The organism is Marinobacter daepoensis DSM 16072 (genome assembly GCF_000421165.1).
Taxonomy (GTDB): Bacteria; Pseudomonadota; Gammaproteobacteria; order Pseudomonadales; family Oleiphilaceae; genus Marinobacter; species Marinobacter daepoensis.
In genome coordinates this window covers 357626-377517 of sequence record NZ_ATWI01000010.1, presented here as the reverse complement: position 1 = coordinate 377517, position 19892 = coordinate 357626, and the positions used below count along the sequence as shown (strand labels likewise).

Annotated in this window: 20 protein-coding genes; 14 read left to right on the top strand and 6 right to left on the bottom strand. The window is 58.6% G+C overall.

Features of this window, described 5'->3' with window-relative positions; all coding sequences use genetic code 11:
• Window positions 1–235 precede the first annotated feature (235 nt).
• From K325_RS0111630 to K325_RS0111600, 7 genes are all read left to right on the top strand, one after another.
• On the top strand, window positions 236–2200 hold the full coding sequence (locus K325_RS0111630) for a dynamin family protein (protein WP_029654439.1): 1965 nt from the start codon (window positions 236–238) through the stop codon (window positions 2198–2200).
• A 172-nt stretch (window positions 2201–2372) separates the two neighbouring features.
• A complete protein-coding gene (gene metX, locus K325_RS0111625) occupies window positions 2373–3521 on the top strand; it encodes a homoserine O-succinyltransferase MetX (protein ID WP_029654438.1) in 1149 nt (382 codons plus the stop codon).
• A complete protein-coding gene (gene metW / locus K325_RS0111620) occupies window positions 3518–4117 on the top strand; it encodes a methionine biosynthesis protein MetW (protein WP_029654437.1) in 600 nt (199 codons plus the stop codon). The genes metX and metW overlap by 4 nt, the downstream gene beginning before the upstream one ends.
• 2 nt (window positions 4118–4119) lie before the next feature.
• Complete coding sequence (locus tag K325_RS0111615) at window positions 4120–4569, top strand: DUF4426 domain-containing protein (protein ID WP_029654436.1); 450 nt, start codon at window positions 4120–4122, stop codon at window positions 4567–4569.
• Between the two features lie 4 nt (window positions 4570–4573).
• A complete protein-coding gene (rdgB, locus tag K325_RS0111610) occupies window positions 4574–5173 on the top strand; it encodes an RdgB/HAM1 family non-canonical purine NTP pyrophosphatase (protein WP_029654435.1) in 600 nt (199 codons plus the stop codon).
• 4 nt (window positions 5174–5177) lie between these two features.
• Window positions 5178–6326 (top strand): radical SAM family heme chaperone HemW, encoded by a 1149-nt coding sequence (hemW, locus tag K325_RS0111605; RefSeq protein WP_029654434.1) that lies wholly within the window; start codon window positions 5178–5180, stop codon window positions 6324–6326.
• Window positions 6326–6877 (top strand): hypothetical protein, encoded by a 552-nt coding sequence (locus K325_RS0111600; RefSeq protein ID WP_029654433.1) that lies wholly within the window; start codon window positions 6326–6328, stop codon window positions 6875–6877. Before hemW ends, K325_RS0111600 begins: the two co-directional genes overlap by 1 nt.
• Window position 6878: 1 nt before the next feature.
• Here K325_RS0111600 and trmB read toward each other — a convergent pair whose 3' ends face one another.
• The 3 genes from trmB to K325_RS0111585 all read right to left on the bottom strand — a co-directional run bounded on the left by trmB (window position 6879) and on the right by K325_RS0111585 (window position 9520).
• Entirely contained in the window at window positions 6879–7595 is a 717-nt protein-coding gene (gene trmB, locus K325_RS0111595; RefSeq protein WP_029654432.1) for a tRNA (guanosine(46)-N7)-methyltransferase TrmB, read from the bottom strand.
• Between the two features lie 70 nt (window positions 7596–7665).
• On the bottom strand, window positions 7666–9198 hold the full coding sequence (locus tag K325_RS0111590) for a YifB family Mg chelatase-like AAA ATPase (protein ID WP_029654431.1): 1533 nt from the start codon (window positions 9196–9198) through the stop codon (window positions 7666–7668).
• Window positions 9199–9262: 64 nt separating this feature from the next.
• Entirely contained in the window at window positions 9263–9520 is a 258-nt protein-coding gene (locus K325_RS0111585; RefSeq protein WP_029654430.1) for an accessory factor UbiK family protein, read from the bottom strand.
• A 379-nt stretch (window positions 9521–9899) separates the two neighbouring features.
• On the opposite strand from K325_RS0111585, the gene glnK reads away from it, so the two are divergent.
• Both glnK and K325_RS0111575 read left to right on the top strand, forming a co-directional pair.
• Window positions 9900–10238 carry a P-II family nitrogen regulator gene (gene glnK, locus K325_RS0111580; RefSeq protein WP_011784068.1) on the top strand — a complete coding sequence of 113 codons (339 nt, stop codon included), beginning with the start codon at window positions 9900–9902 and terminating at the stop codon, window positions 10236–10238.
• Window positions 10239–10304: 66 nt separating this feature from the next.
• On the top strand, window positions 10305–11576 hold the full coding sequence (locus K325_RS0111575; RefSeq protein ID WP_029654429.1) for an ammonium transporter: 1272 nt from the start codon (window positions 10305–10307) through the stop codon (window positions 11574–11576).
• A gap of 60 nt (window positions 11577–11636) precedes the next feature.
• Here the strand turns inward: K325_RS0111575 and K325_RS0111570 are convergent, their stop codons facing one another.
• Together K325_RS0111570 and speE are read right to left on the bottom strand one after the other, a co-directional pair.
• Window positions 11637–11840, bottom strand: a complete 204-nt coding sequence (locus K325_RS0111570; protein WP_029654428.1) for a DUF6316 family protein — start codon at window positions 11838–11840, stop codon at window positions 11637–11639.
• Window positions 11841–11932: 92 nt separating this feature from the next.
• Window positions 11933–12814 carry a polyamine aminopropyltransferase gene (gene speE, locus K325_RS0111565; RefSeq protein WP_029654427.1) on the bottom strand — a complete coding sequence of 294 codons (882 nt, stop codon included), beginning with the start codon at window positions 12812–12814 and terminating at the stop codon, window positions 11933–11935.
• Window positions 12815–12952: 138 nt separating this feature from the next.
• Between speE and speA the strand changes: the two genes are divergently transcribed.
• From speA to K325_RS0111550, 3 genes are all read left to right on the top strand, one after another.
• A complete protein-coding gene (speA, locus tag K325_RS0111560) occupies window positions 12953–14863 on the top strand; it encodes a biosynthetic arginine decarboxylase (RefSeq protein ID WP_029654426.1) in 1911 nt (636 codons plus the stop codon).
• A 109-nt stretch (window positions 14864–14972) separates the two neighbouring features.
• On the top strand, window positions 14973–15620 hold the full coding sequence (locus K325_RS0111555) for a sigma-70 family RNA polymerase sigma factor (protein ID WP_211218151.1): 648 nt from the start codon (window positions 14973–14975) through the stop codon (window positions 15618–15620).
• Window positions 15617–16255 (top strand): ChrR family anti-sigma-E factor, encoded by a 639-nt coding sequence (locus tag K325_RS0111550; protein ID WP_029654424.1) that lies wholly within the window; start codon window positions 15617–15619, stop codon window positions 16253–16255. The genes K325_RS0111555 and K325_RS0111550 overlap by 4 nt, the downstream gene beginning before the upstream one ends.
• Window positions 16256–16284: 29 nt before the next feature.
• On the opposite strand, the gene K325_RS0111545 is transcribed toward K325_RS0111550, so the two are convergent.
• Entirely contained in the window at window positions 16285–17019 is a 735-nt protein-coding gene (locus tag K325_RS0111545) for an SDR family NAD(P)-dependent oxidoreductase (RefSeq protein ID WP_029654423.1), read from the bottom strand.
• Window positions 17020–17214: 195 nt separating this feature from the next.
• Between K325_RS0111545 and tcdA the strand changes: the two genes are divergently transcribed.
• Window positions 17215–18006: a tRNA cyclic N6-threonylcarbamoyladenosine(37) synthase TcdA gene (tcdA, locus tag K325_RS0111540; RefSeq protein WP_029654422.1), complete on the top strand. Its 792-nt coding sequence runs from the start codon at window positions 17215–17217 to the stop codon at window positions 18004–18006.
• A gap of 21 nt (window positions 18007–18027) precedes the next feature.
• A complete protein-coding gene (locus K325_RS0111535; RefSeq protein ID WP_029654421.1) occupies window positions 18028–19878 on the top strand; it encodes a cation:proton antiporter in 1851 nt (616 codons plus the stop codon).
• The last annotated feature ends 14 nt before the right edge of the window (window positions 19879–19892 follow it).

The following is a 19892-nucleotide window of genomic DNA, read 5'->3' as shown; positions in this document are numbered from 1 at the left end:
AACGCGCTGATTCTTTACGATAAAAAGCCAGCAATTCAACCATTTGAATTGCTGGCTTTTTTTGTAGAGAGGCAGCCAACCCCTGCCCAAAGTACTACCTTGACCACCCTCCCGGGCGGAAAAAAACGGTTACTATTAAACCCATTTAATCTGAACGAGCGATCACCAACTTAATCACCTCTAATAAATTGGCCCGCTCAGGACACACCCGGAAGTCGCGCAGAAGGATTATCCGATGAACCAGCAGGGGACTCTGTCGCAGCAGGTTGAGGCATACCATAACTGGAAGAAAGAGCTGATCCGGCAGATAGGTCGATACCGACTCTGGCTGCAGGACAACAACCTGTTTTCAGAAGACATCAGCACCCGTATTCGCCATGGCCTGGAACTGCTCATAGAAGATGAGCTGACCATCGCCTTTGTCGGTGAATATTCCCGGGGCAAGACCGAACTGATCAACGCCCTGTTCTTCTCGGACTATGGTCAACGGATGCTACCCTCACAGGCCGGGCGCACCACCATGTGTCCGACCGAGCTGTTCTTCGATCGCAGTGCCAACCAGAACTATCTGCTGCTGCTTCCAATCGAGACCCGTACCGGCGAACTCTCGCTGCAACAGTTGCGCAAACAGCCTAACCAATGGATTCGCCACGAACTTGACGATCGCAACCCAGAAGTCATGCGCGACGTCCTCGCCGAGGTTGCCCGTATCAAAAGCGTGTCCCCCGAAGAGGCTCGGGAGCTGGGCTTCGATGAGGCCATGCTGGAACACGACCGCAACCATCCGGGCAACGTTCTTGTGCCGGCGTGGCGTAACGCACAGATCAGCATCCGCCACCCGCTGTTTGAACGCGGTCTGCGCATCCTCGACACACCGGGCCTCAATGCTCTGGGCTCGGAGCCCGAGCTGACCATCAGCATGCTGCCAAGGGCCCATGCCGTCATCTTTGTTCTCAGCGCAGACACCGGCGTCACGGCCAGTGACATGACCATCTGGAAAGAACACATCGACACCGAACATGCCGATCATCGTGCCGGCCGGTTTGCTGTGCTCAACAAGATTGACGTGCTCTGGGACGACCTTCAGGGAGACCGGCACACACAGGAATCCATCGAGCGCGTCCGCAATTACACCGCCGACCATTTGGGCATACGGCAGCAGGACGTAATCCCCCTGTCTGCAAAACAGGGGCTCCTGAGCCGGGTGCGCAAAGACAGCGCCCTGTTTGCCCGCTCCAACATTGACCAACTGGAACAGCTGATCGTCCAGCGCATTCTGATGCACAAGGAACAGCTGATCACCCAGAACCTGATCAACGACTTGCTGGGCATGCTGCAAAACAGTCAGGCGGCCATGCAGTATCGTCTGGAGGCCCTGGAGGAAGAGCGTCAGGCCTGCACAGGGAGCACTCTGGACAAAGCAGCCCTTTCCCGCCTGGCTGAACGGGCCCAGAAAGACTACGACTTTTACTATAAAAAGCTGATCACCCTGCGCTCGTCACGCCGACTGATGGAGTCCCAGGGGGATATGCTGGCCAAACTCGTGAGCGAAGAACGGTTCGAAAGTCACGCCACTCAGGTGCGCACCGCTATGTCAAAAAGCTGGACCACCGCGGGCATGAACCGCGCCATGGAACACTTCTTTGAATTGTTGGAAGGCGATCTCACCAACCTGTTGAGCGAAGGGCGACTGGCGGAGAAAATGGTCGGTGCCATCTATCGCCGATACAACGAAGACACCCGGGCCCGCCATCTTGAACCCATCCCTCTGCGGGCCGGCCGACACGTCATCGCCATCCGGGACCTTCGCAAGAAAGCTAAACGGTTTCGGATCAGCCCCAAGAACCTGCTCTCGGAACAGTCAACACTGGTGCGGCGCTTCTTCAATGTGATGGTCAGTGAGGCCCGCACGCTGCATGGCCGGGTGCGCAAAGACGTCGAGCGCTGGCCCAACGAGGCCCTGCTCCCGATCATGCAGTTTTCCATGGAGCAGAAACAGCTTCTGGAACACCAGATCCGCCGACTGCGAGACACAGTCAGAACCGACAAGGACAGCCGGGCCGAGCGCCAGCGACTGGATCACGCCATTGCCGACCTGCGCAAGCAGCTGGAGCTGGCAGACGCCATGATGCGTCAGATCCGAAAACCAGCCCCTACCACAATCCAGCAAAAAGTGGTCAATATCTCCGGAGCCGTTTGACCCGTACCCCGCCAGGCACTCATAAAGTTCGGCTTGGCGGGGCGCCCCGGCACAGCCGCCAGTTGCAGCATTTTTCCGCCGCCATTAAACTGATGTGTTGGCGCGCTCGCCGGGCGCCCGTCAAGGCCTGAGGCCAGACGCCAATGGACCGGACCAGGAACTCATCACACCCATGCCTGACTCCCTGCCCTCGGACTCCGTGGGCCTTGTAACCCCGAAAACTATCCATTTTGACGTACCTCTGGAGCTGTCCTGCGGCCAGTCTCTTGAACGCTACGACCTGATGGTTGAAACCTACGGTAAGCTAAACGCCGACGCCAGCAACGCGGTACTGATCTGCCATGCTTTGAGTGGCCACCATCACGCCGCTGGCTATCATTCTCTCGATGACCGGAAGCCCGGATGGTGGGACAGCTGTATCGGCCCCGGCAAACCCATTGATACCAACCGCTTTTTTGTGGTCAGCCTGAACAACCTTGGCGGCTGCCACGGCAGCACCGGCCCCAACTCCAACAATCCGGAAACAGGCAAGCCCTATGGTCCGGATTTCCCGGTCTTGACCGTGGCCGACTGGGTCGCAAGCCAGGCCCGACTGGCCGATCACCTGGGCATCCAGCAATGGGCCGCGGTGGTTGGCGGCTCTCTTGGAGGCATGCAGGCCCTGCAATGGAGCCTGGACTACCCTGACCGGCTAAGGCATTCCGTAGTTATCGCCTCAACACCGCGCCTGACCGCCCAGAACATCGCCTTCAACGAAGTCGCACGGCAAGCCATCACCTCGGACCGGGAGTTTTTCGAGGGCCGCTACTACGACGAGAATCTGGTGCCAAAGCGTGGCCTGATGCTGGCCCGGATGGTTGGCCACATCACCTATCTTTCAGACGCCTCCATGGGCGAGAAATTCGGCCGTGAACTGCGTGAGGAAGCCTACAAGTTCGGCTTCGGCGCTGAGTTCCAGGTGGAAAGTTACCTGCGCTATCAAGGTGAACGTTTCTCCGAAACGTTTGATGCCAACACCTACCTGCTGATGACCAGGGCTCTGGATTACTTTGACCCCGCTTACGAGTTCGGCGGGGACCTGTCCAAGGCTCTGGCACCAGCAACGTGCGAGTATCTGGTGCTGTCGTTCAGCACCGACTGGCGATTCTCACCCGCCCGTTCGGAAGAAATGGTCGATGCCATGATTTCAGCGAGAAAACGGGTCAGCTATGCAGAAATTGATGCCCCCTGGGGACACGATGCTTTCCTGATCCCCACCCCCAGATACACCGACATTTTTACCGCCTATATGGACCGGGTTGCCAGGGAGGTGGGCGCATGAGGGCAGATCTCGAAATCATTCAGCAGTGGGTGCGTCCCGGTCACCACGTTCTGGACCTGGGGTGCGGCGATGGGACCTTGCTGGACTTTCTTCAACGAGAACGCAGCGCCACCGGGTTTGGGTTGGAGATCAACCCCGATCACATCACTACCTGCATGGGGCGTGGCGTTCGGGTCATTGAGCAGAACCTGGACTCTCATGGGCTGGACAACTTCGATGACGGCATGTTCGATATTGTCCTGATGACCCAGGCCTTGCAGGCGGTTCGTCGGCCTGACAAAGTGATTGATGAAATGCTTCGGGTCGGCCGGGAAGGCATTGTGACGTTTCCCAACTTCGCTCACTGGCGCCTGCGCTGGGGGCTGGCGCTGAGCGGCCGAATGCCCGAATCCGATGCATTGCCGTATAAATGGTATAACACCCCGAATATCCGGCTCTGCACCTTCAAGGACTTCGAGGCCCTGTGCCGGCAAAAAGGCATTCGGATCAAGAGTCGGAGGGTTGTAGACGGACAACACCAGAACAGCTGGCTGGCCAGGCTCTGGCCCAACCTGCTGGGGGAAATAGCCATCTACCGAATCTCACGGGAGACCTGACGATGAACCTCTTAAACACAAGCAAGGCCCTGTGCCTGATGCTCACCCTGATCCTCCTGCCACTTCAGAGTCAGGCCGGAGAGAAGGATTTCGGGGAACATAAAGTGCACTGGAGTGTTTTCCCCAGCACATTCCTCTCCCCCGAGGTAGCTGAAGCCAATAAGCTGCAGCGAAGCCGGGGCATAGGCATCGTCAACATCGCAATTATGACCGATGGGGAACACGGCCAGATCACCCCCGTTAGCGGTCAGGTTGAAGGCCAGGTATCCAATGACATCCAACAGGTCAACTTTCTGGCATTCCGGCGCATTCAGGAAGGTGAAGCCGTCTATTTCATTGCCCAGTACCAGTACCAGTCCGGTGACCTGATGACCTTCAACATCACAGCGCGTCCCAGCGGTAGTTCCGAGGATCTGCCAGTACGCTTTTCCCACACCCTGTTCAATGACTGACCCCATGAGCCAGAAACTTGTCATCGCCAGCAACAATCAGGGCAAAATTGCCGAATTGACGGAACTGCTCTCCCCCGTTGGGTTCACCCCGGTCGCTCAGGGTGAACTCGGCGTGCCTGAAGCCGAAGAGCCCGCCATCACCTTTGTTGAAAACGCCCTCATCAAGGCCCGCCATGCCGCGAGGCTGACGGGGCTGCCAGCCCTCGCCGATGACAGCGGATTGTCCGTCGATGCGCTGCAAGGACGGCCGGGTGTTCGCTCGGCCCGGTTCGCCGGCGATCAAGCCTCGGACCGCCAGAACGTGGAGGCACTGCTGGCCGCCCTGGAAGCAACACCTTCAGCCAAGCGCCAGGCCCAGTTCCACTGCGTACTCGTCTTCCTTCGCCATGCCGAAGACCCAACGCCAATCATCTGTCATGGGTGCTGGCCCGGACAAATTCTGCCTGCCCCCAGAGGCGACGCTGGTTTCGGCTACGACCCGGTCTTCCTGTGCCCGGAATACAACTGCAGTGCCGCTGAGCTGACCCGGGAACAGAAAGGGCAAATCAGTCACCGGGGGCGTGCTCTGAGCAAGCTTCTGGAGCAACTCCGGGCGGAGCTCTGATACGATGACCGCCACCGACCCTGTGGCGGTCTGCCCGCCCCTGAGCCTTTACATACATGTGCCCTGGTGCGTGCGCAAGTGTCCCTACTGCGATTTCAACTCCCACGCCATCCGGGGAGACATCCCCGAAGAGCGCTACCTGACCGCACTTCTTGACGACCTGGAACCGGACCTGGCACTGGTGCGGGCTCGTCCCATTGAAACCGTATTCATTGGTGGCGGAACCCCGTCCCTGATGAGCGGCCAGTTCTACCAGAGACTGTTCAACAGCCTGCGCGAGCGCCTGGCCTTTCAGCCCGGTGCCGAGATTACTCTGGAGGCAAACCCCGGCACGCTCGAAGCCGGGCGCTTCGAGCGTTTCCGGGAAGCCGGCATCAATCGGCTATCCATTGGAGTGCAGAGCTTTGATCCGAACCAGCTGACAGCTCTTGGGCGAATTCACGACAGTGCTTCCGCCCATCAGGCGATTGAGGCTGCGCGCAAGGCCGGTTTCGACAATTTCAACGTGGATCTCATGCACGGCTTACCTGGGCAGACACCCGGCCAGGCTCTGGAGGATTTGCAGGCGGCGCTGAGCCACAAGCCACGCCATCTGTCCTGGTATCAGCTCACGATTGAACCCAACACCGAATTCTTTTCCCGCCCCCCCGACTTACCCGACGACGACCGGTTGTGGGACATCTACCAACAGGGGGCGCGATACCTGCGCAAAGCCGGGCTGGAGGACTATGAGGTCTCAGCGTGGAGTGAGCCAGGGGCGCAAAGCCAGCACAACCTGAATTACTGGACCTTCGGGGACTACCTTGCCATGGGCGCCGGCGCCCATGGCAAGGTAAGCCTGGCCGACGGCCGCATCCTGCGCTACTGGAAAACCCGTCAGCCCGAGGCGTTTCTGAACCGGATCGGGTCGAGAACAGCCGGCAGCGAGGCGATTGAGACGGGCGAACGAACACTGGAGTTCATGATGAACGCCCTGCGACTCAAAGCAGGCTCCGAAGAAAACACGTATACCGAGCGTACAGGTTTACCCCTCTCCTCCATTGCGGTAAAACTGAGCCAACTAAGAAAAGAACATCTGCTTGCCCCAACCCGTATTCAGGCAACGGAGCACGGGCAGCGGTACCTGAACAGCCTTCTGGAGCATTTTCTCTAATGGATTCAGCCCAGCGACCGCCGCTCTTTCCCATGCGCCCGATGAAGTTGCCCATGAAGATGTCTCTGGTCACCGCTCTGGCGCTCGGGCTGCTGCTAATCGCCCTGAATCAGCCGCTCCATACTTCCGCTGCCCCTCAGGGAATGATCAGCCTGCAGCTCGCCGGCACCGCCGATCAGACCCGGGCAATTCTGTCCAGCTGGCACGATGACCAACTGAGCCAGGCCAGGTTATCACTGTGGATCGACTTCCTGTTTATCATTGTCTATCTGGCCACCGCGCTTCAGCTGACCCGTCATTTCACCCGGGACCGCCCCGGAGTCCGGGAACGAATGGTCGCGCGCTGGGTTCGAGTGCTGTTCGTCCTTGCCGGCATCAGCGATATCGCAGAGAACATCGCCCTTCTGAATAACCTCAACCCGCCATCAGATACGATGAGCCTTACCGCAACCATTCTGGCACTGGTGAAGTTCACGGGCCTGGTGCTCGGTATGGCCGGGCTTGTGGTCATCCGTGCCTCCCGACGCAGGCCCCTGACGCCATCTCACTAGATCAGTTGGTGCGATAGAACAGTAAGTCCCAGACACCGTGCCCCAGGTTCTCGCCACGCTTTTCAAATTTGGTCATCGGGCGCTCCTCCGGTTTGGGTGAATACCCCCCCTCTTCACGGGTGTTTGCAAATCCCTCAGAGGCGTCCATCACCTCAAGCATATGCTCTGCATAGTTCTCCCAGTCTGTCGCCAGATGAAGAACACCTCCCACCCGCAGCTTGTGACGGATACGCTGGATAAACTCCAACTGAATCAGACGACGTTTATGGTGTTTTTTCTTATGCCAGGGGTCCGGGAAGAACACCATCACCCGGTCAAGACAGGCGTCCGGCAGGCACAGATCAATGACGTCGTTGGCGTCAATACTGTAAACCCGCACATTTTCCAGCCCCCGGGCTTCTACCTCTTTCAGCAGCGCACCCACGCCGGGCAGATGCACTTCCACACCGATGAAATCCTGCTCCGGCGCAGCCTCAGCCATGTCTGCCAGGGATTTCCCCATGCCGAACCCGATTTCCAGATTGAGCATATTATCCCGGCCAAACACTTCCCGGGGATCGATCATTCCGTTGTCCCGGCTCAGGCCATACTTTGCCCAGTTGCGTTCAAAGGCCTTTTTCTGACCCTCCGTCATCCGCCCCTGGCGGAGCACAAAGCTACGAACGCCGCGGCGAGTGGTGACCGGATTTGCGTCCTGAGTCTCGTTCTGGTCAGTCATTCTGTATCCTCAAGCATGAAAACGGATCTGGTAGTCAAAACCTGGGCACAGTTTATCAGAGTCCGTACCATCAGGCGGAGACCCCAGCCCCCTGCCCGGACTGCCGATCCAGCTGACGATATCCCAGGGCCTCCATCAGATGCGACTGCTCCAGCGACTGAGCCCCGTCCAGATCGGCGAGGGTGCGCGCCAGCCGAAGAATTCGGTGAAGCGCCCTCGCGGACAGCCCCAACCGTTCCATGGCTCTGGTCAGCAAACGCTCACTACCCGAGTCCAGACGACAAGCCTGGTCAAGACCCCGCCCCGCCAGCCCGGAGTTAAGCGCGCCACGGGCTTCCTGACGCTGGCGGGCCAACAGCACCCTGGCTCTGACCTGCGCGCTGCTTTCCGCCCCGTGACCAGCGCCCAACAACACATCGCCGGACTGCACGGGAACCTCCACATGCATATCGAACCGGTCCAGCAGTGGCCCGGAGATCCTGGCCCGATAGCGCATCACCTGAGCCGGTGTGCACTGGCATTCGATATTGGGGTGGCCGCGGTACCCACAGGGGCAGGGGTTCATAGCGGCGACCACCTGAAAGCGTGCCGGAAACGTTACTTGGCGGGCCGCACGGCTGATGGAAATCTCCCCGCTTTCCATCGGTTCACGCAGAACCTCAAGTACCCGGCGTTCAAACTCCGGCAACTCATCCAGAAAAAGGACACCCCGGTGCGCCAGCGAGATTTCTCCCGGGCGGGGGCTGCTTCCACCCCCCACCAGGGCCACCGCCGACGCCGTATGATGAGGCGCTCGAAACGGGGGATGACGCCAGCCTCCTGGCTTCAGAGGTTGACCGGCAACCGAGTGGACACTGGCCACTTCCATGGCATCCTCATCCGCCAACGAGGGCAGGATGCCGGGTAACCGACTGGCGAGCATACTTTTACCGGTTCCAGGCGGTCCAAAAAACAACAGGTTGTGAGCACCAGCCGCCGCAACTTCCAGCGCCCGGCGCGGCACCTGCTGCCCCCGGACATCCGACAGATCTGCCGCTGAGACCGGGCCCGCCCCTTCCTGGCAGGCTACCGACCGTGGCACCGGAGTCAGCCGAGCCTCGCCAGTCAGGTGTTCGCAGACCCCGAGCAAATGGTTCGCCGTCAGCACGTCCTCACAACTGGCCAGAGCTGCCTCTTCGGCGTTGCCATCGGGCAACAACAGAGAGCGCCCCGCCTGCCGCGCCGCCAGCACTGCTGGCAGGACGCCTTTCAAGGGTCTCAGCGCACCGTCAAGGGAAAGCTCTCCCATGAACTCCAGGCCCGCCAGGCTATCCGCCGGGATCTGACCAGATGCCGCCAGAATGCCCAGTGCAATCGGCAGGTCGAATCGACCGCCTTCCTTGGGCAGATCCGCAGGGGCCAGATTGATCGTGATGCGACGGGCCGGAAATTCAAACCCCGCATTAAGCAACGCACTCCGCACCCGGTCTTTGCTTTCCCGGACTCCAGTTTCAGGCAAACCAACGATGGAGAGTGCGGGCAGACCACCGGACAGATGGACTTCAACGGTCACCGGGGGAGCAGACACGCCAAGACTGGCGCGCGAATGGACAATAGCGAGCATGACAACCTTCCATGGCAGTACGTATCAATGGCCCGGTCAGCGCTCCTGCTGCCCGGGCGACCGGTCAGGAATCTGAACTCAGGCGCTGCTCCAGTTCTGCAACGCGTTTTTCCAGAGCTTCCACCTTTTCTCGGGTTTTCATCAGGACCGCCTGCTGCGCGTCGAACTCCTCTCGGGTCACCAGCTCCAGGCGAGCCAGCACCGACATCACCGTCGCCCTGGCCTGGGTTTCAAAGTCTTCCCTGGCCGCTTTGGCCATATCCGGAACAAACTGACCAAACTGGCCCTGTAGCTGGGAAAAAATCTCTTGCGGCCCTTTCATCAAACACCTCTTATACGGGTTCTTCGGCAGCATAAGACCATTTTCCATACCACCGAGGCTATTTGCGGGAGTGTATCACACCACGCCCCCTGCCATACTGTACCCGGTCAGCATTATAATGGCTGCGGCCAAAGGCCGGACTGCTCTGTTTTGAGACAAGAGCAGGCTCTACGCACCATCATGGTGCGCCAGCCTGCTCCATTTCGGGACAGGCAATAGTTAAGCATTTGTTTTTATTTTATTTTTTTGCGTTGGCACACCCGATGCTAAAGCTCTCGTACACAATCCGCACAATTGAAGTGCGAGGTGGCAGCATCCCGAACTCAACAATCGGCCGACGGGCCCTCACTGTTGGGACGGCTTTACCAAGGAGAAAGCAATGAAACTTGTGACAGCGATCATCAAGCCTTTCAAATTGGATGATGTCCGTGAGGCACTATCCGAGATTGGCGTACAAGGCGTAACCGTCACTGAAGTCAAAGGCTTCGGTCGGCAAAAAGGCCACACAGAACTCTACCGTGGCGCGGAATACGTGGTGGATTTCCTGCCCAAGGTAAAAGTGGAGATCGCCATTGGCGACAACCTGCTGGACCAGGTCATCGAAGCCATCACCAAGGCAGCCAATACCGGGAAGATCGGTGACGGCAAGATTTTCGTGACCGAACTGGAACAGGCAATCCGGATCCGGACAGGCGAAACCGGCGAAGAAGCGGTCTGAGCCGGAACTGACAGCCAGCCAACGCAAAAAACTATCACCTGAAGAGCCTTGTGCGGAGGGCTTCCCATGGAAAGCAATCTCTTTCACCTGCAGTACGCAATAGATACGTTTTATTTTCTCGTGTGTGGCGCATTAGTTATGTGGATGGCCGCAGGCTTTGCCATGCTCGAGTCCGGCCTGGTGCGTGCTAAAAACACCACCGAAATTCTGACCAAGAACGTCGCCCTGTTCGCCGTGGCCTGCACCATGTATCTGGTGTGCGGCTACGCCATCATGTATGGCGGAAACATCTTCCTCTCCGGCATTGCAGATGTGGATGTAGACGGGGTACTGGGCGACTTCGCGACCCGTGAAGACGGCTTCACCGGCGGCTCTATCTACTCGGCAGCCTCGGACTTCTTCTTTCAGGTGGTGTTTGTGGCCACCGCCATGTCCATTGTCTCCGGCGCCGTGGCCGAACGCATGAAGTTGTGGGCGTTTCTGGTGTTTGCGGTGTTCATGACCGGTTTTATTTACCCGCTGGAAGGCTCCTGGACCTGGGGCGGTGCCGACGTCTTCGGCCTCTACAACCTCGGTGACCTCGGGTTCAGCGACTTTGCCGGCTCTGGCATCGTCCACATGGCAGGTGCAGCAGCGGCCCTGGCCGGTGTGCTTCTGCTGGGGCCACGCAAGGGCAAGTATGGCCCCAACGGCGAGATCCGGGCCTTCCCGGGTGCCAACATGCCTCTGGCAGCACTGGGTACCTTTATCCTGTGGATGGGCTGGTTTGGCTTCAACGGGGGTTCCGTGCTGAAACTCGGCGACGTGGCCAGCGCCAACTCGGTCGCCATGGTGTTCCTGAACACCAATGCAGCCGCTGCCGGTGGTGCCATTGCGGCTCTGACCACTGCCCGCCTGATGTTTGGCAAGGCTGATCTGACCATGCTGCTGAACGGTGCTATCGCGGGCCTGGTGGTAATCACTGCAGAACCGTCCACCCCCAGCGCACTGACAGCCACTCTCTGGGGTGCTCTCGGCGGTATTCTGGTGGTGCTGAGCATCGTCACTCTGGACAAGCTGCGCATCGACGATCCGGTCGGCGCAATCTCTGCCCACGGTGTCTGTGGCCTGCTGGGCCTGCTGCTGGTTCCCGTAACCAACGGCGACGTCAGCTTCAGCGGTCAGCTCATCGGCGCGCTCACGATCTTCATCTGGGTGTTCGTGGCCAGCCTGATTGTCTGGGGCCTTCTGAAGGCCGTGATGGGTATCCGGGTCACCGAAGAGGAGGAATACGAGGGCGTCGACCTCTCCGAGTGCGGTATGGAAGCCTATCCGGAGTTTGTCAGCGGTAAGCCATAACCCCTGACGGAGAAACAGAAAAGGGGCGCCGTTTGGCGCCCCTTTTCTTATTTTCAGGCTCTACGCCGTCGTCGCCGGCCCTTGAAACAAGGCATCTTCAGCATGGCGTAGATAAAGCATCAACTCGAGTTCGGCTTCACGAACATGGTCGAACGGCCCTTCGGCCGTTCCTTCCCGGGTCTGGAAATACCATTGTCCATTGACCAGCGAAAACCGGTCACACCGGAACCAGTGACGCTCCTGTTCTCCTCTGCGGACGTCCATAGCAACTCCTTCTGACTGCAAACGGGCAACATGACCAATACCTGATCATTGCAACCAGTTTAGTTCAGCCTTGGAAGCTGTCCACTCCCAGATCACCCTTCGCCAGGATGAACCTCGTCCTCCAGAGCGTCTACCATGAACTGCGGCATGGCCAGCGCGCCGTGGTGAATCCCGGCGTTATAGTAACGGGTCACAAAAGGACGGTTGTTGACGTCCTCCTCCCGGAAGTACTTCAGGGGGTTGGTTTTGCTGGCCATGGTGCAACTCCACCAGCCAGTCGGGTAGACCGGCTGCGGAAATGGCAGCGTCTGCACGTGACCAAAACCAGCTTTGCGCATGTCGTCATGTATGCCCTTGATGATGGAATCAGTGTGCAACAGCGGCGATTCACTCTGCTGAACGATGATCCCTCCTTCCCGCAACGCCAGCATGGCATCCCGGTAGAAATCCAGAGCAAACAGCCCTTCCGCCGGCCCCACCGGGTCTGTACTGTCGATAATCAGCACATCGATGCTGTTCGGCTCAATGTCGCGCATCCACTGAATACCATCGCCGAAGAAAAAATTTGCACGAGGATCGCCGTTCGCCTCACACAGTTCAGGGAAATACGTCTCTGACACGCGGGTAACCCGTTCATCAATCTCAACCTGCCAGGCTTCTTCTACACCCGGATGACGAAGGACTTCTTTCAGGGTGCCGCAATCTCCCCCCCCGACAATGACGACTTTTTTCGGTTCCTTGTGCGTGAACAGCGCAGGGTGCGTCATCATCTCGTGATACAGGAAATTATCCCGGGTGGTCAGCATCACACAGCCATCCAGCACCATCAGGTGACCGAAGGTTTCGGTCTCGTAGATCTCGAGCTTCTGGAAAGGGGTTTGTTCTTCATGAAGCTTACGCTTCACTTGCAGGGAAAAGGCCGTGCCCTGATCCTGAAAAACCTCGGTGAACCAGCCTTCGTTCATTGCGGTCATGTCTGTCTCCCACTGTGTGCCGCTGCGACGTGCCGGGGCATCTGAAAGAGGCGTATTGTAGGTGCAGTGGTCTGCTCCTACAATGCAGCCTGTTAACGGCCAGCCGGCCGCCCCGGGTCTTCTGACAGGATAGCAATCATGGTTGAAACCGCTGCATCACCCGCCCACCGGGTATACAACATCGCTCACTGGAGCGACGGGTACATTTCCGTCAATGACCAGGGTGAGGTAGAGATCTGCCCGGACCGCGGTCGCAGCGAAGCCCGCATTAATTTGCCGGCACTGACCCGCTCCCTGGCGGACTCCGGCATACCGCTTCCTGTACTGGTCCGCTTCACCGACATTCTCCACGACCGGGTTAACAAACTGTGCGGGGCGTTCAACAAGGTCACCCAGGAACAGGGCTATCAGGGGCGCTACACCGCCGTGTACCCGATCAAGGTGAACCAGCAACGCCGGGTTGTGGAAGAATTGCTGTCGGCAGAACCCGCGGCCTCGGCCAATCAGGTGGGTCTCGAAGCTGGCAGCAAACCTGAGCTGATGGCCGTACTGGCGCTGGCCCGCCAGAACGGTTCGGTCATAGTCTGTAATGGCTACAAGGACCGCGAGTACGTTCGTCTGGCCCTGATTGGCCAGAAACTCGGCCACCGGGTATTCATTGTGGTTGAAAAACAGTCGGAACTGCCCCTGATTCTCGACGAAGCCAAAAAACTGGACGTTTCCCCGCTCATCGGGATTCGTGCCCGCCTGGCAACGATTGGCAAAGGAAACTGGCAGAATACCGGGGGTGAGAAATCCAAATTCGGGCTGTCCGCCAGCCAGGTGCTTGATGTGGTTGAAACCCTCAGGCAGGCCGGAGCCCTGGACACGCTGCAGTTGCTGCATTTTCATCTGGGCTCCCAGATCGCCAACATCCGCGACATTCAGACCGGCCTGAAAGAATGCGCCAGGTTCTACACCGAACTCCGCGCCATGGGAGCCCCCATCGGCACCGTAGACATTGGTGGCGGCCTCGGAGTCGACTACGAAGGAACCCGTTCTCGCAGCAGTTGTTCCATGAATTACAGCGTCTTTGAGTACGCCTACAATGTTGTGCATGTGCTGCAGGCGGAATGTGATCGACAAGGTATTCCACACCCGGACCTGATCAGCGAGTCTGGCCGTGCTCTGACCGCCCATCACTCGGTGCTGGTTACCAATGTGATTGATCTGGAGGCTCCGGATAACCGCACACCGTCGGAGCCGGCAACGGAGGCTCCGGCGCCCCTGCAAGACCTGTGGCGGGATCTGCAAAGCCTGCAGGACCCTCACTCACCCCGCTCACTGGCGGAGATCTACCACGACATTCTGCATGCCATGGCGGATGTTCACGCCCAGTTTGCTCACGGCCTGTTATCGCTGACCGAACGAGCCCAGGCCGAGACGTTGTATGTCCGCAGTTGCCGGATGCTCCGGTCGGAGCTCGACAGCGCCAATCGCGCCCACCGTGAAATCATCGACGAACTGAATGAAAAACTGGCAGAAAAACTGTTCGTGAACTTTTCCCTGTTTCAGTCGCTGCCTGACGTCTGGGGCATCGACCAGATCTTCCCGGTGATGCCCATCAACGGGCTTGACCGGCCACTGAACCGTCGGGCGGTGATTCAGGACATCACCTGCGACTCCGATGGCCGTATCGACCAGTATGTGGATGGCCAAGGCATCGAAACCACCCTGCCCTTACCCGAACATGACCCGGAGACCCCCTTGCTGATCGGCTTTTTCATGACAGGGGCCTACCAGGAAATTCTCGGAGACATGCACAACCTGTTCGGAGACACCCATTCCGTTGATGTAAAACTGGATGATCAGGGAGATTACCAGGTTGGACAACCTATCACCGGGGACACCGTGGCCAAGGTGCTGCGCTACGTGAATTTCGAGCCGGACAACCTGCTCGAAGCCTACCGGCGCAAATTCCGGCTCAGCGAGCTGGCACCCGCAACACAGCAGACATTGCTGGAAGAGCTATCTGCCGGACTGGAAGGCTACACCTATCTGGAAGAATAGGCTGCCCGGAGGGCCCGGCCACCCTGGCAAATATTGCCCGCACCATGAATCCACCGGGGGCTACCGTGCGTAAACACTCTCACTGACAAACCGGTGATGAGTACCTAGAATGATGACGGTAGCCAGCTCAGACAAGAGAACAATCAAGGAGCGCCCGGTGACAACACGGGAGCAACAACCGGCAAAAACCGAGGGACGAAAAGACCCTTGGGGCGTCTTGCTGGAAAATGTCGGCAAACATCAGGACCGGGCAGCCTACCACGCCCTGTTCGAGCACTTTGCTCCGCAAATCAAGTACTACGCCATTTCCAACGGCCTGGCCAGTCATGCTGAAGAGCTGGTTCAGGAAGTCTTTGTGTCGATCTGGCGTCGTTCCTGTCTTTACGACTGGCGAAAGGCCGCCGCCTCTACCTGGATCTTCACCATCGCCCGTAACCAGCGCATCGACATGCTGCGCAAAATGCAGCGGACCAGTGCCGAGATAGCCGTCGAGACCGAAGATCTCTGGCAGATTCCCGGTGACAACGAGAACGAACCGGTCACATCCCTGCACCGTCTGATGTCCGAACGGCGTATCCGCGAGTCTCTGAGCCTGCTTCCGGAAGAGCAGATTACCGTGATTGCCAAGGTTTACATGGAGCACAAATCCCACCAGATGGTGGCCGATGAGCTCAATATCCCCTTAGGTACGGTCAAAAGCCGGGTGCGTCTCGCGCTGAACAAACTGAAAGTGATTTTGCAGGATCAGAACGTATGACACGGCATCATCCCGATAGCCTGAGCCTGATGGAGTACAGTGCGGGCAACCTGAGTGAACCCCACGCTCTGTGCATTCGTCTGCACCTGGATCAATGCCCGCACTGCCGCAGCCGGGTTGATACGCTGAACAGTCTCGGGGCGATCATGATGGAGCACCAGCCAAAAGTCACGCTGTCAGACAACAGCTTTGACCAGCTGATGGCTCGCATTGACGGTGACGAAGGTGGGCCAGCCCCCGTCATGCCAGAGCCGAGGGTCAGTCCGTTGCAGAAGCTGCTCGGAAATGACATCAACGACCTGCCCTGGAAGCGACAACTGGCGGACGTCAGCGTGCTGGACATTACCGACAGGTTTCCGGGGCAGAACGAACGGGTGGTGCTTCAGAAACTGGTGGCCGGAGGCAAAGCGCCCGCTCATACCCACCGGGGTAACGAAACCACCCTTGTGCTGCAAGGCGCCTTTGCCGATCAGAACGGTGTTTTCAATCAATGGGACTTTGTCGTGCTGAACGAACAGGATGAACACCGCCCGGTTGCCGTTGGCTGCGATGACTGCATCACTCTGTCCGTGCTCAGTGCCCCGCTGAAACTGACGGGCAGGTTCACCCGCCTGCTGAACCCTTTTCTCCGTTAACACAGGACTGCGGCCACGCCGCAGTTTCTTCACCACGGCAGATCACTGCCATCCCAGTTAATGAACCGCCCATTGTCCTGCTCCGTCAGGTGTTGCAGCACCGCGAACAGATGATCCGCAGTCTCATCGGCTTCGTGCACGTTCAGTTGTTCAAGGGATTGCTGAAACGGCTGACTCAGCGCCGACCGTGTTGTGCCCGGGTGGAGGGCAACACAGGCCAATGGAGCGCAACGCCGGGATAACTCAATCGAGAGATTCCTGACCAACATGTTCAGGGCCGCTTTCGAGGCACGGTAGGCATACCAGCCTCCCAGACGGTTGTCCGAAATCGAACCAACCTTCGCAGAGATCGCAGCAACTCGCTTGAAGTGTTTCCCCCGCAACCACGGCACCAGTGTCTGCATCAGCAATCCAAACCCCACACAGTTCACCCGATAGGCACGGACCATGTCAGGTGCATTCAGGTCCTCCAGTCGCTTCTCCGGGAACATCCGGCCATCGTGCAACAGGCCTGCCGTATAAATCACGGTATGCAAGGGGCCTGAAGCATTCAGGACTGAATGAAGCGCAGCCTCATCAAGCCGTTGAGCCTCTTCTGCGTCCCAGGCCATCAGTTTCACCCCGGGATGTTTGCGCAAGTCCTCCGATACCTTCGCGGGTTCCCTGCACAGTCCGATCAGATTCTGTTCCGGGCACGAGCTCAGGTAGTCACGAGCCAGGGCCTCACCGATCGCACCGGATACTCCGGCGATAACCGTCGTCATCAGGGCACCTCCCTTCTATCAATCAATGCCATGCCGTTGATACGAAAAACCCATACGTTCAGGCCACCCCGCCTTCTCTCGAGACGGGTCCTTTCGTTAAGTTGTGCGTTGTACGGCTTTTTTTATGAATTCTTTTCGCGATTCCCGCTCGGCAAGTACAATGCAACCTGCATTTGACACTTCGACAGAGATTGCATGACCACCGACGACTACGCTTTCCGCTTTGGCGGCATCGAACGACTCTACGGCCGAACGGCGCTGAACGCCTTCCGCCAGGCCCACATCGCGATTGTCGGTCTCGGCGGCGTGGGCTCCTGGGCTGCGGAGTCACTGGCTCGCAGCGGCATAGGCACCCTCACCCTGATCGATATGGACGACATCTGCGTTTCCAATACCAACCGGCAACTGCACGCACTGGAAGGTCAGTACGGCCAGACCAAAACCGAGGCCATGGCCCGGCGCCTCAGGGCCATCAACCCTCAGGCGGATATCCGCGTGCATTTCGGGTTTCTCACGGTCAGGAACGTCGCGGAGCTGATCACCAGCGAGATGTCCGGTGTGGTCGACGCGATCGACAGCGTCAAACCCAAGGCGGCGCTTATTGCCCACTGTCAGCGACACAAGATTCCGATCATCTGTGCTGGCGGGGCCGGAGGCCAGACAGACCCCACCCAGATCCAGGTTGCCGACCTGGCGAAAACCACTCAGGATCCACTGCTCGCGAAAGTCCGTAATATGTTACGGCGGGAATATGGTTTTTCCCGGAATCCCAAACGACGGTTTGGGGTGGAAGCCGTCTACTCTCTGGAACAGTTGACCTATCCTGCGCCAGACGGCGGAGTGTGCCTGCAAAAGCCATCGACCGGGGGCCCTGTGCGGCTAGATTGCGCCACAGGTTTCGGGGCTGCGAGCCCGGTCACCGCCAGCTTTGGCTTTTTTGCAGCATCCCGACTGCTGAACCGGATCGCCCGCAAGGCCAATCTCTAACTCAACCATCGAGGCCCTTTTATGGCCGTTAGCACAACCTTAATCCTTGCCGGTATCGGCGTTTCGTCCCTGGTCTGCCAGTGGCTGGCCTGGCGGGTACGCATGCCGGCAATCCTGTTCCTGCTCGCAGGCGGCATACTCGCTGGCCCGGTGACCGGTTTTCTGCACCCGGAAACCATCTTTAATGACCTGTTGTTCCCGATGGTCTCCCTGGCCGTGGCCATCATCCTGTTTGAAGGCAGCCTCACCCTGAGGTACGAGGAGATCAAAGACCACGGCAAGATGGTTCGCAACCTGATTCCGGTGGGCAGTATCGTAACCTGCCTGATCGGCACTCTGGCTGCACGCTGGATTCTCGGGGTTTCCTGGGAGGTGGCGCTTCTTTTCGGTGCGATTTCCGTGGTCACCGGGCCCACCGTCATTGCGCCGCTGCTCAGGGCCGTTCGCCCGACCTCCAAGCTCGCCAACATCCTGACTTGGGAAGGCATCATCATCGACCCGGTGGGCGCTCTGCTGGCGGTGCTGGTATTCGAGGGAATCGTTTCCTGGGGCCAGGGCAACGTCTTCGGACATTCCGTCTATATTTTCGGGAAAACGCTGCTTGTGGGCTTTGCCATCGGCGCGGCCGCCGGCTACCTGAATGGCCTGGTACTCAGAAAACACTGGATGCCCCAGTATCTGCACAACGCCGGCACACTGACCTTCATGCTGGGCGTCTTCGCAATTTCCAACGAAATGGCCCACGAGTCGGGCCTGCTGACGGTCACCGTCATGGGCATCTGGATGGCCAACATGAAACAGGTGCCGGTCGACAGCCTTCTCGAGTTCAAAGAATCCCTCAGCGTTCTGCTGATTTCCGCCCTGTTTATCATCCTGGCCGCCCGGGTTGAGTTTGCCGCCATTGCCGATCTGGGCTGGGGGCTGGTAGCGGTACTGGCCTGCCTGATGCTGATTGCGCGTCCCGTCAGTGTCTTTCTCTCAGCCATCGGCACTTCGCTGAACTGGCGAGAGAAGCTCTACCTGAGCTGGATTGCCCCCCGGGGGATTGTCGCAGCGGCGGTCTCGGCTCTGTTTGCCTTCCAGCTTGAACGCATTGGTTATGACAACGCGGGCGTGCTGGTGCCTCTGGTGTTCATGCTGATCATCACCACCGTGACCCTGCAAAGCCTGACCGCTCGCCCGGTGGCCAGACTGCTGGGCGTGCAGGAGCCGCCGGCTCACGGTTTCCTGATCCTCGGCGCCAACCCGGTTGCCCGGCTTATTGCCCAGGCGCTCAGGAAGCATGAAATTCCGACCATCCTCACGGATACCAACTGGGAAAACGTGCGTCAGGCGCGTATGGAGAACCTGCCGGTCTATTTCGGCAACCCGGTCTCAGAGCACGCTGCAACGCACATGGACCTGACCGGAATTGGCAATCTCCTGATCCTGTCGCCCTACAAGCAGCTGAACAGCCAGGCGACGTACCATTTTCTGGACTGGTTTGGCGATGATTCAGTGTATGGCCTGGTCGAAGGCGACCAGGATCAGAAAGCCCGGCTTCAAACCGCCGGTAAGGTACAGCGCACCCGAGGTCTGTTCGACGGCGTGAGTTACGCCAAGCTGGCAAGCCTGGTCAGCCAGGGCTACACCGTGAAAACCACGCAGTTGAGTGAAGAGTTCAGTTACGAGCAGTTTCTGAGCCAGTACCAGAATCAGGCGCTGGTCCTGTTTGTCCGGGACAGCAAGGAACACATGCATCCGGTGAAAGATATGGAAACCCTGCAGCCCGACAACGACTGGATTCTGATCAGCCTGGTTCCGCCACAACCTCAGAAAGAACGTAAGGAAACCAATGGCGACAGAACCGTAACCAGCACTGGCCCGGCCTGACTGGCCCGCCTCTG

Bases quoted from the DNA above. Each gene is read 5' to 3' on its own strand.
- K325_RS0111630 (WP_029654439.1), top strand. From the start codon at position 236: ATGAACCAGCAGGGGACTCTGTCGCAGCAGGTTGAGGCATACCATAAC.
- metX (WP_029654438.1), top strand. From the start codon at position 2,373: ATGCCTGACTCCCTGCCCTCGGACTCCGTGGGCCTTGTAACCCCGAAA.
- metW (WP_029654437.1), top strand. From the start codon at position 3,518: ATGAGGGCAGATCTCGAAATCATTCAGCAGTGGGTGCGTCCCGGTCAC.
- K325_RS0111615 (WP_029654436.1), top strand. From the start codon at position 4,120: ATGAACCTCTTAAACACAAGCAAGGCCCTGTGCCTGATGCTCACCCTG.
- rdgB (WP_029654435.1), top strand. From the start codon at position 4,574: ATGAGCCAGAAACTTGTCATCGCCAGCAACAATCAGGGCAAAATTGCC.
- hemW (WP_029654434.1), top strand. From the start codon at position 5,178: ATGACCGCCACCGACCCTGTGGCGGTCTGCCCGCCCCTGAGCCTTTAC.
- K325_RS0111600 (WP_029654433.1), top strand. From the start codon at position 6,326: ATGGATTCAGCCCAGCGACCGCCGCTCTTTCCCATGCGCCCGATGAAG.
- trmB (WP_029654432.1), bottom strand. From the start codon at position 7,595: ATGACTGACCAGAACGAGACTCAGGACGCAAATCCGGTCACCACTCGC.
- K325_RS0111590 (WP_029654431.1), bottom strand. From the start codon at position 9,198: ATGCTCGCTATTGTCCATTCGCGCGCCAGTCTTGGCGTGTCTGCTCCC.
- K325_RS0111585 (WP_029654430.1), bottom strand. From the start codon at position 9,520: ATGAAAGGGCCGCAAGAGATTTTTTCCCAGCTACAGGGCCAGTTTGGT.
- glnK (WP_011784068.1), top strand. From the start codon at position 9,900: ATGAAACTTGTGACAGCGATCATCAAGCCTTTCAAATTGGATGATGTC.
- K325_RS0111575 (WP_029654429.1), top strand. From the start codon at position 10,305: ATGGAAAGCAATCTCTTTCACCTGCAGTACGCAATAGATACGTTTTAT.
- K325_RS0111570 (WP_029654428.1), bottom strand. From the start codon at position 11,840: ATGGACGTCCGCAGAGGAGAACAGGAGCGTCACTGGTTCCGGTGTGAC.
- speE (WP_029654427.1), bottom strand. From the start codon at position 12,814: ATGACCGCAATGAACGAAGGCTGGTTCACCGAGGTTTTTCAGGATCAG.
- speA (WP_029654426.1), top strand. From the start codon at position 12,953: ATGGTTGAAACCGCTGCATCACCCGCCCACCGGGTATACAACATCGCT.
- K325_RS0111555 (WP_211218151.1), top strand. From the start codon at position 14,973: ATGATGACGGTAGCCAGCTCAGACAAGAGAACAATCAAGGAGCGCCCG.
- K325_RS0111550 (WP_029654424.1), top strand. From the start codon at position 15,617: ATGACACGGCATCATCCCGATAGCCTGAGCCTGATGGAGTACAGTGCG.
- K325_RS0111545 (WP_029654423.1), bottom strand. From the start codon at position 17,019: ATGACGACGGTTATCGCCGGAGTATCCGGTGCGATCGGTGAGGCCCTG.
- tcdA (WP_029654422.1), top strand. From the start codon at position 17,215: ATGACCACCGACGACTACGCTTTCCGCTTTGGCGGCATCGAACGACTC.
- K325_RS0111535 (WP_029654421.1), top strand. From the start codon at position 18,028: ATGGCCGTTAGCACAACCTTAATCCTTGCCGGTATCGGCGTTTCGTCC.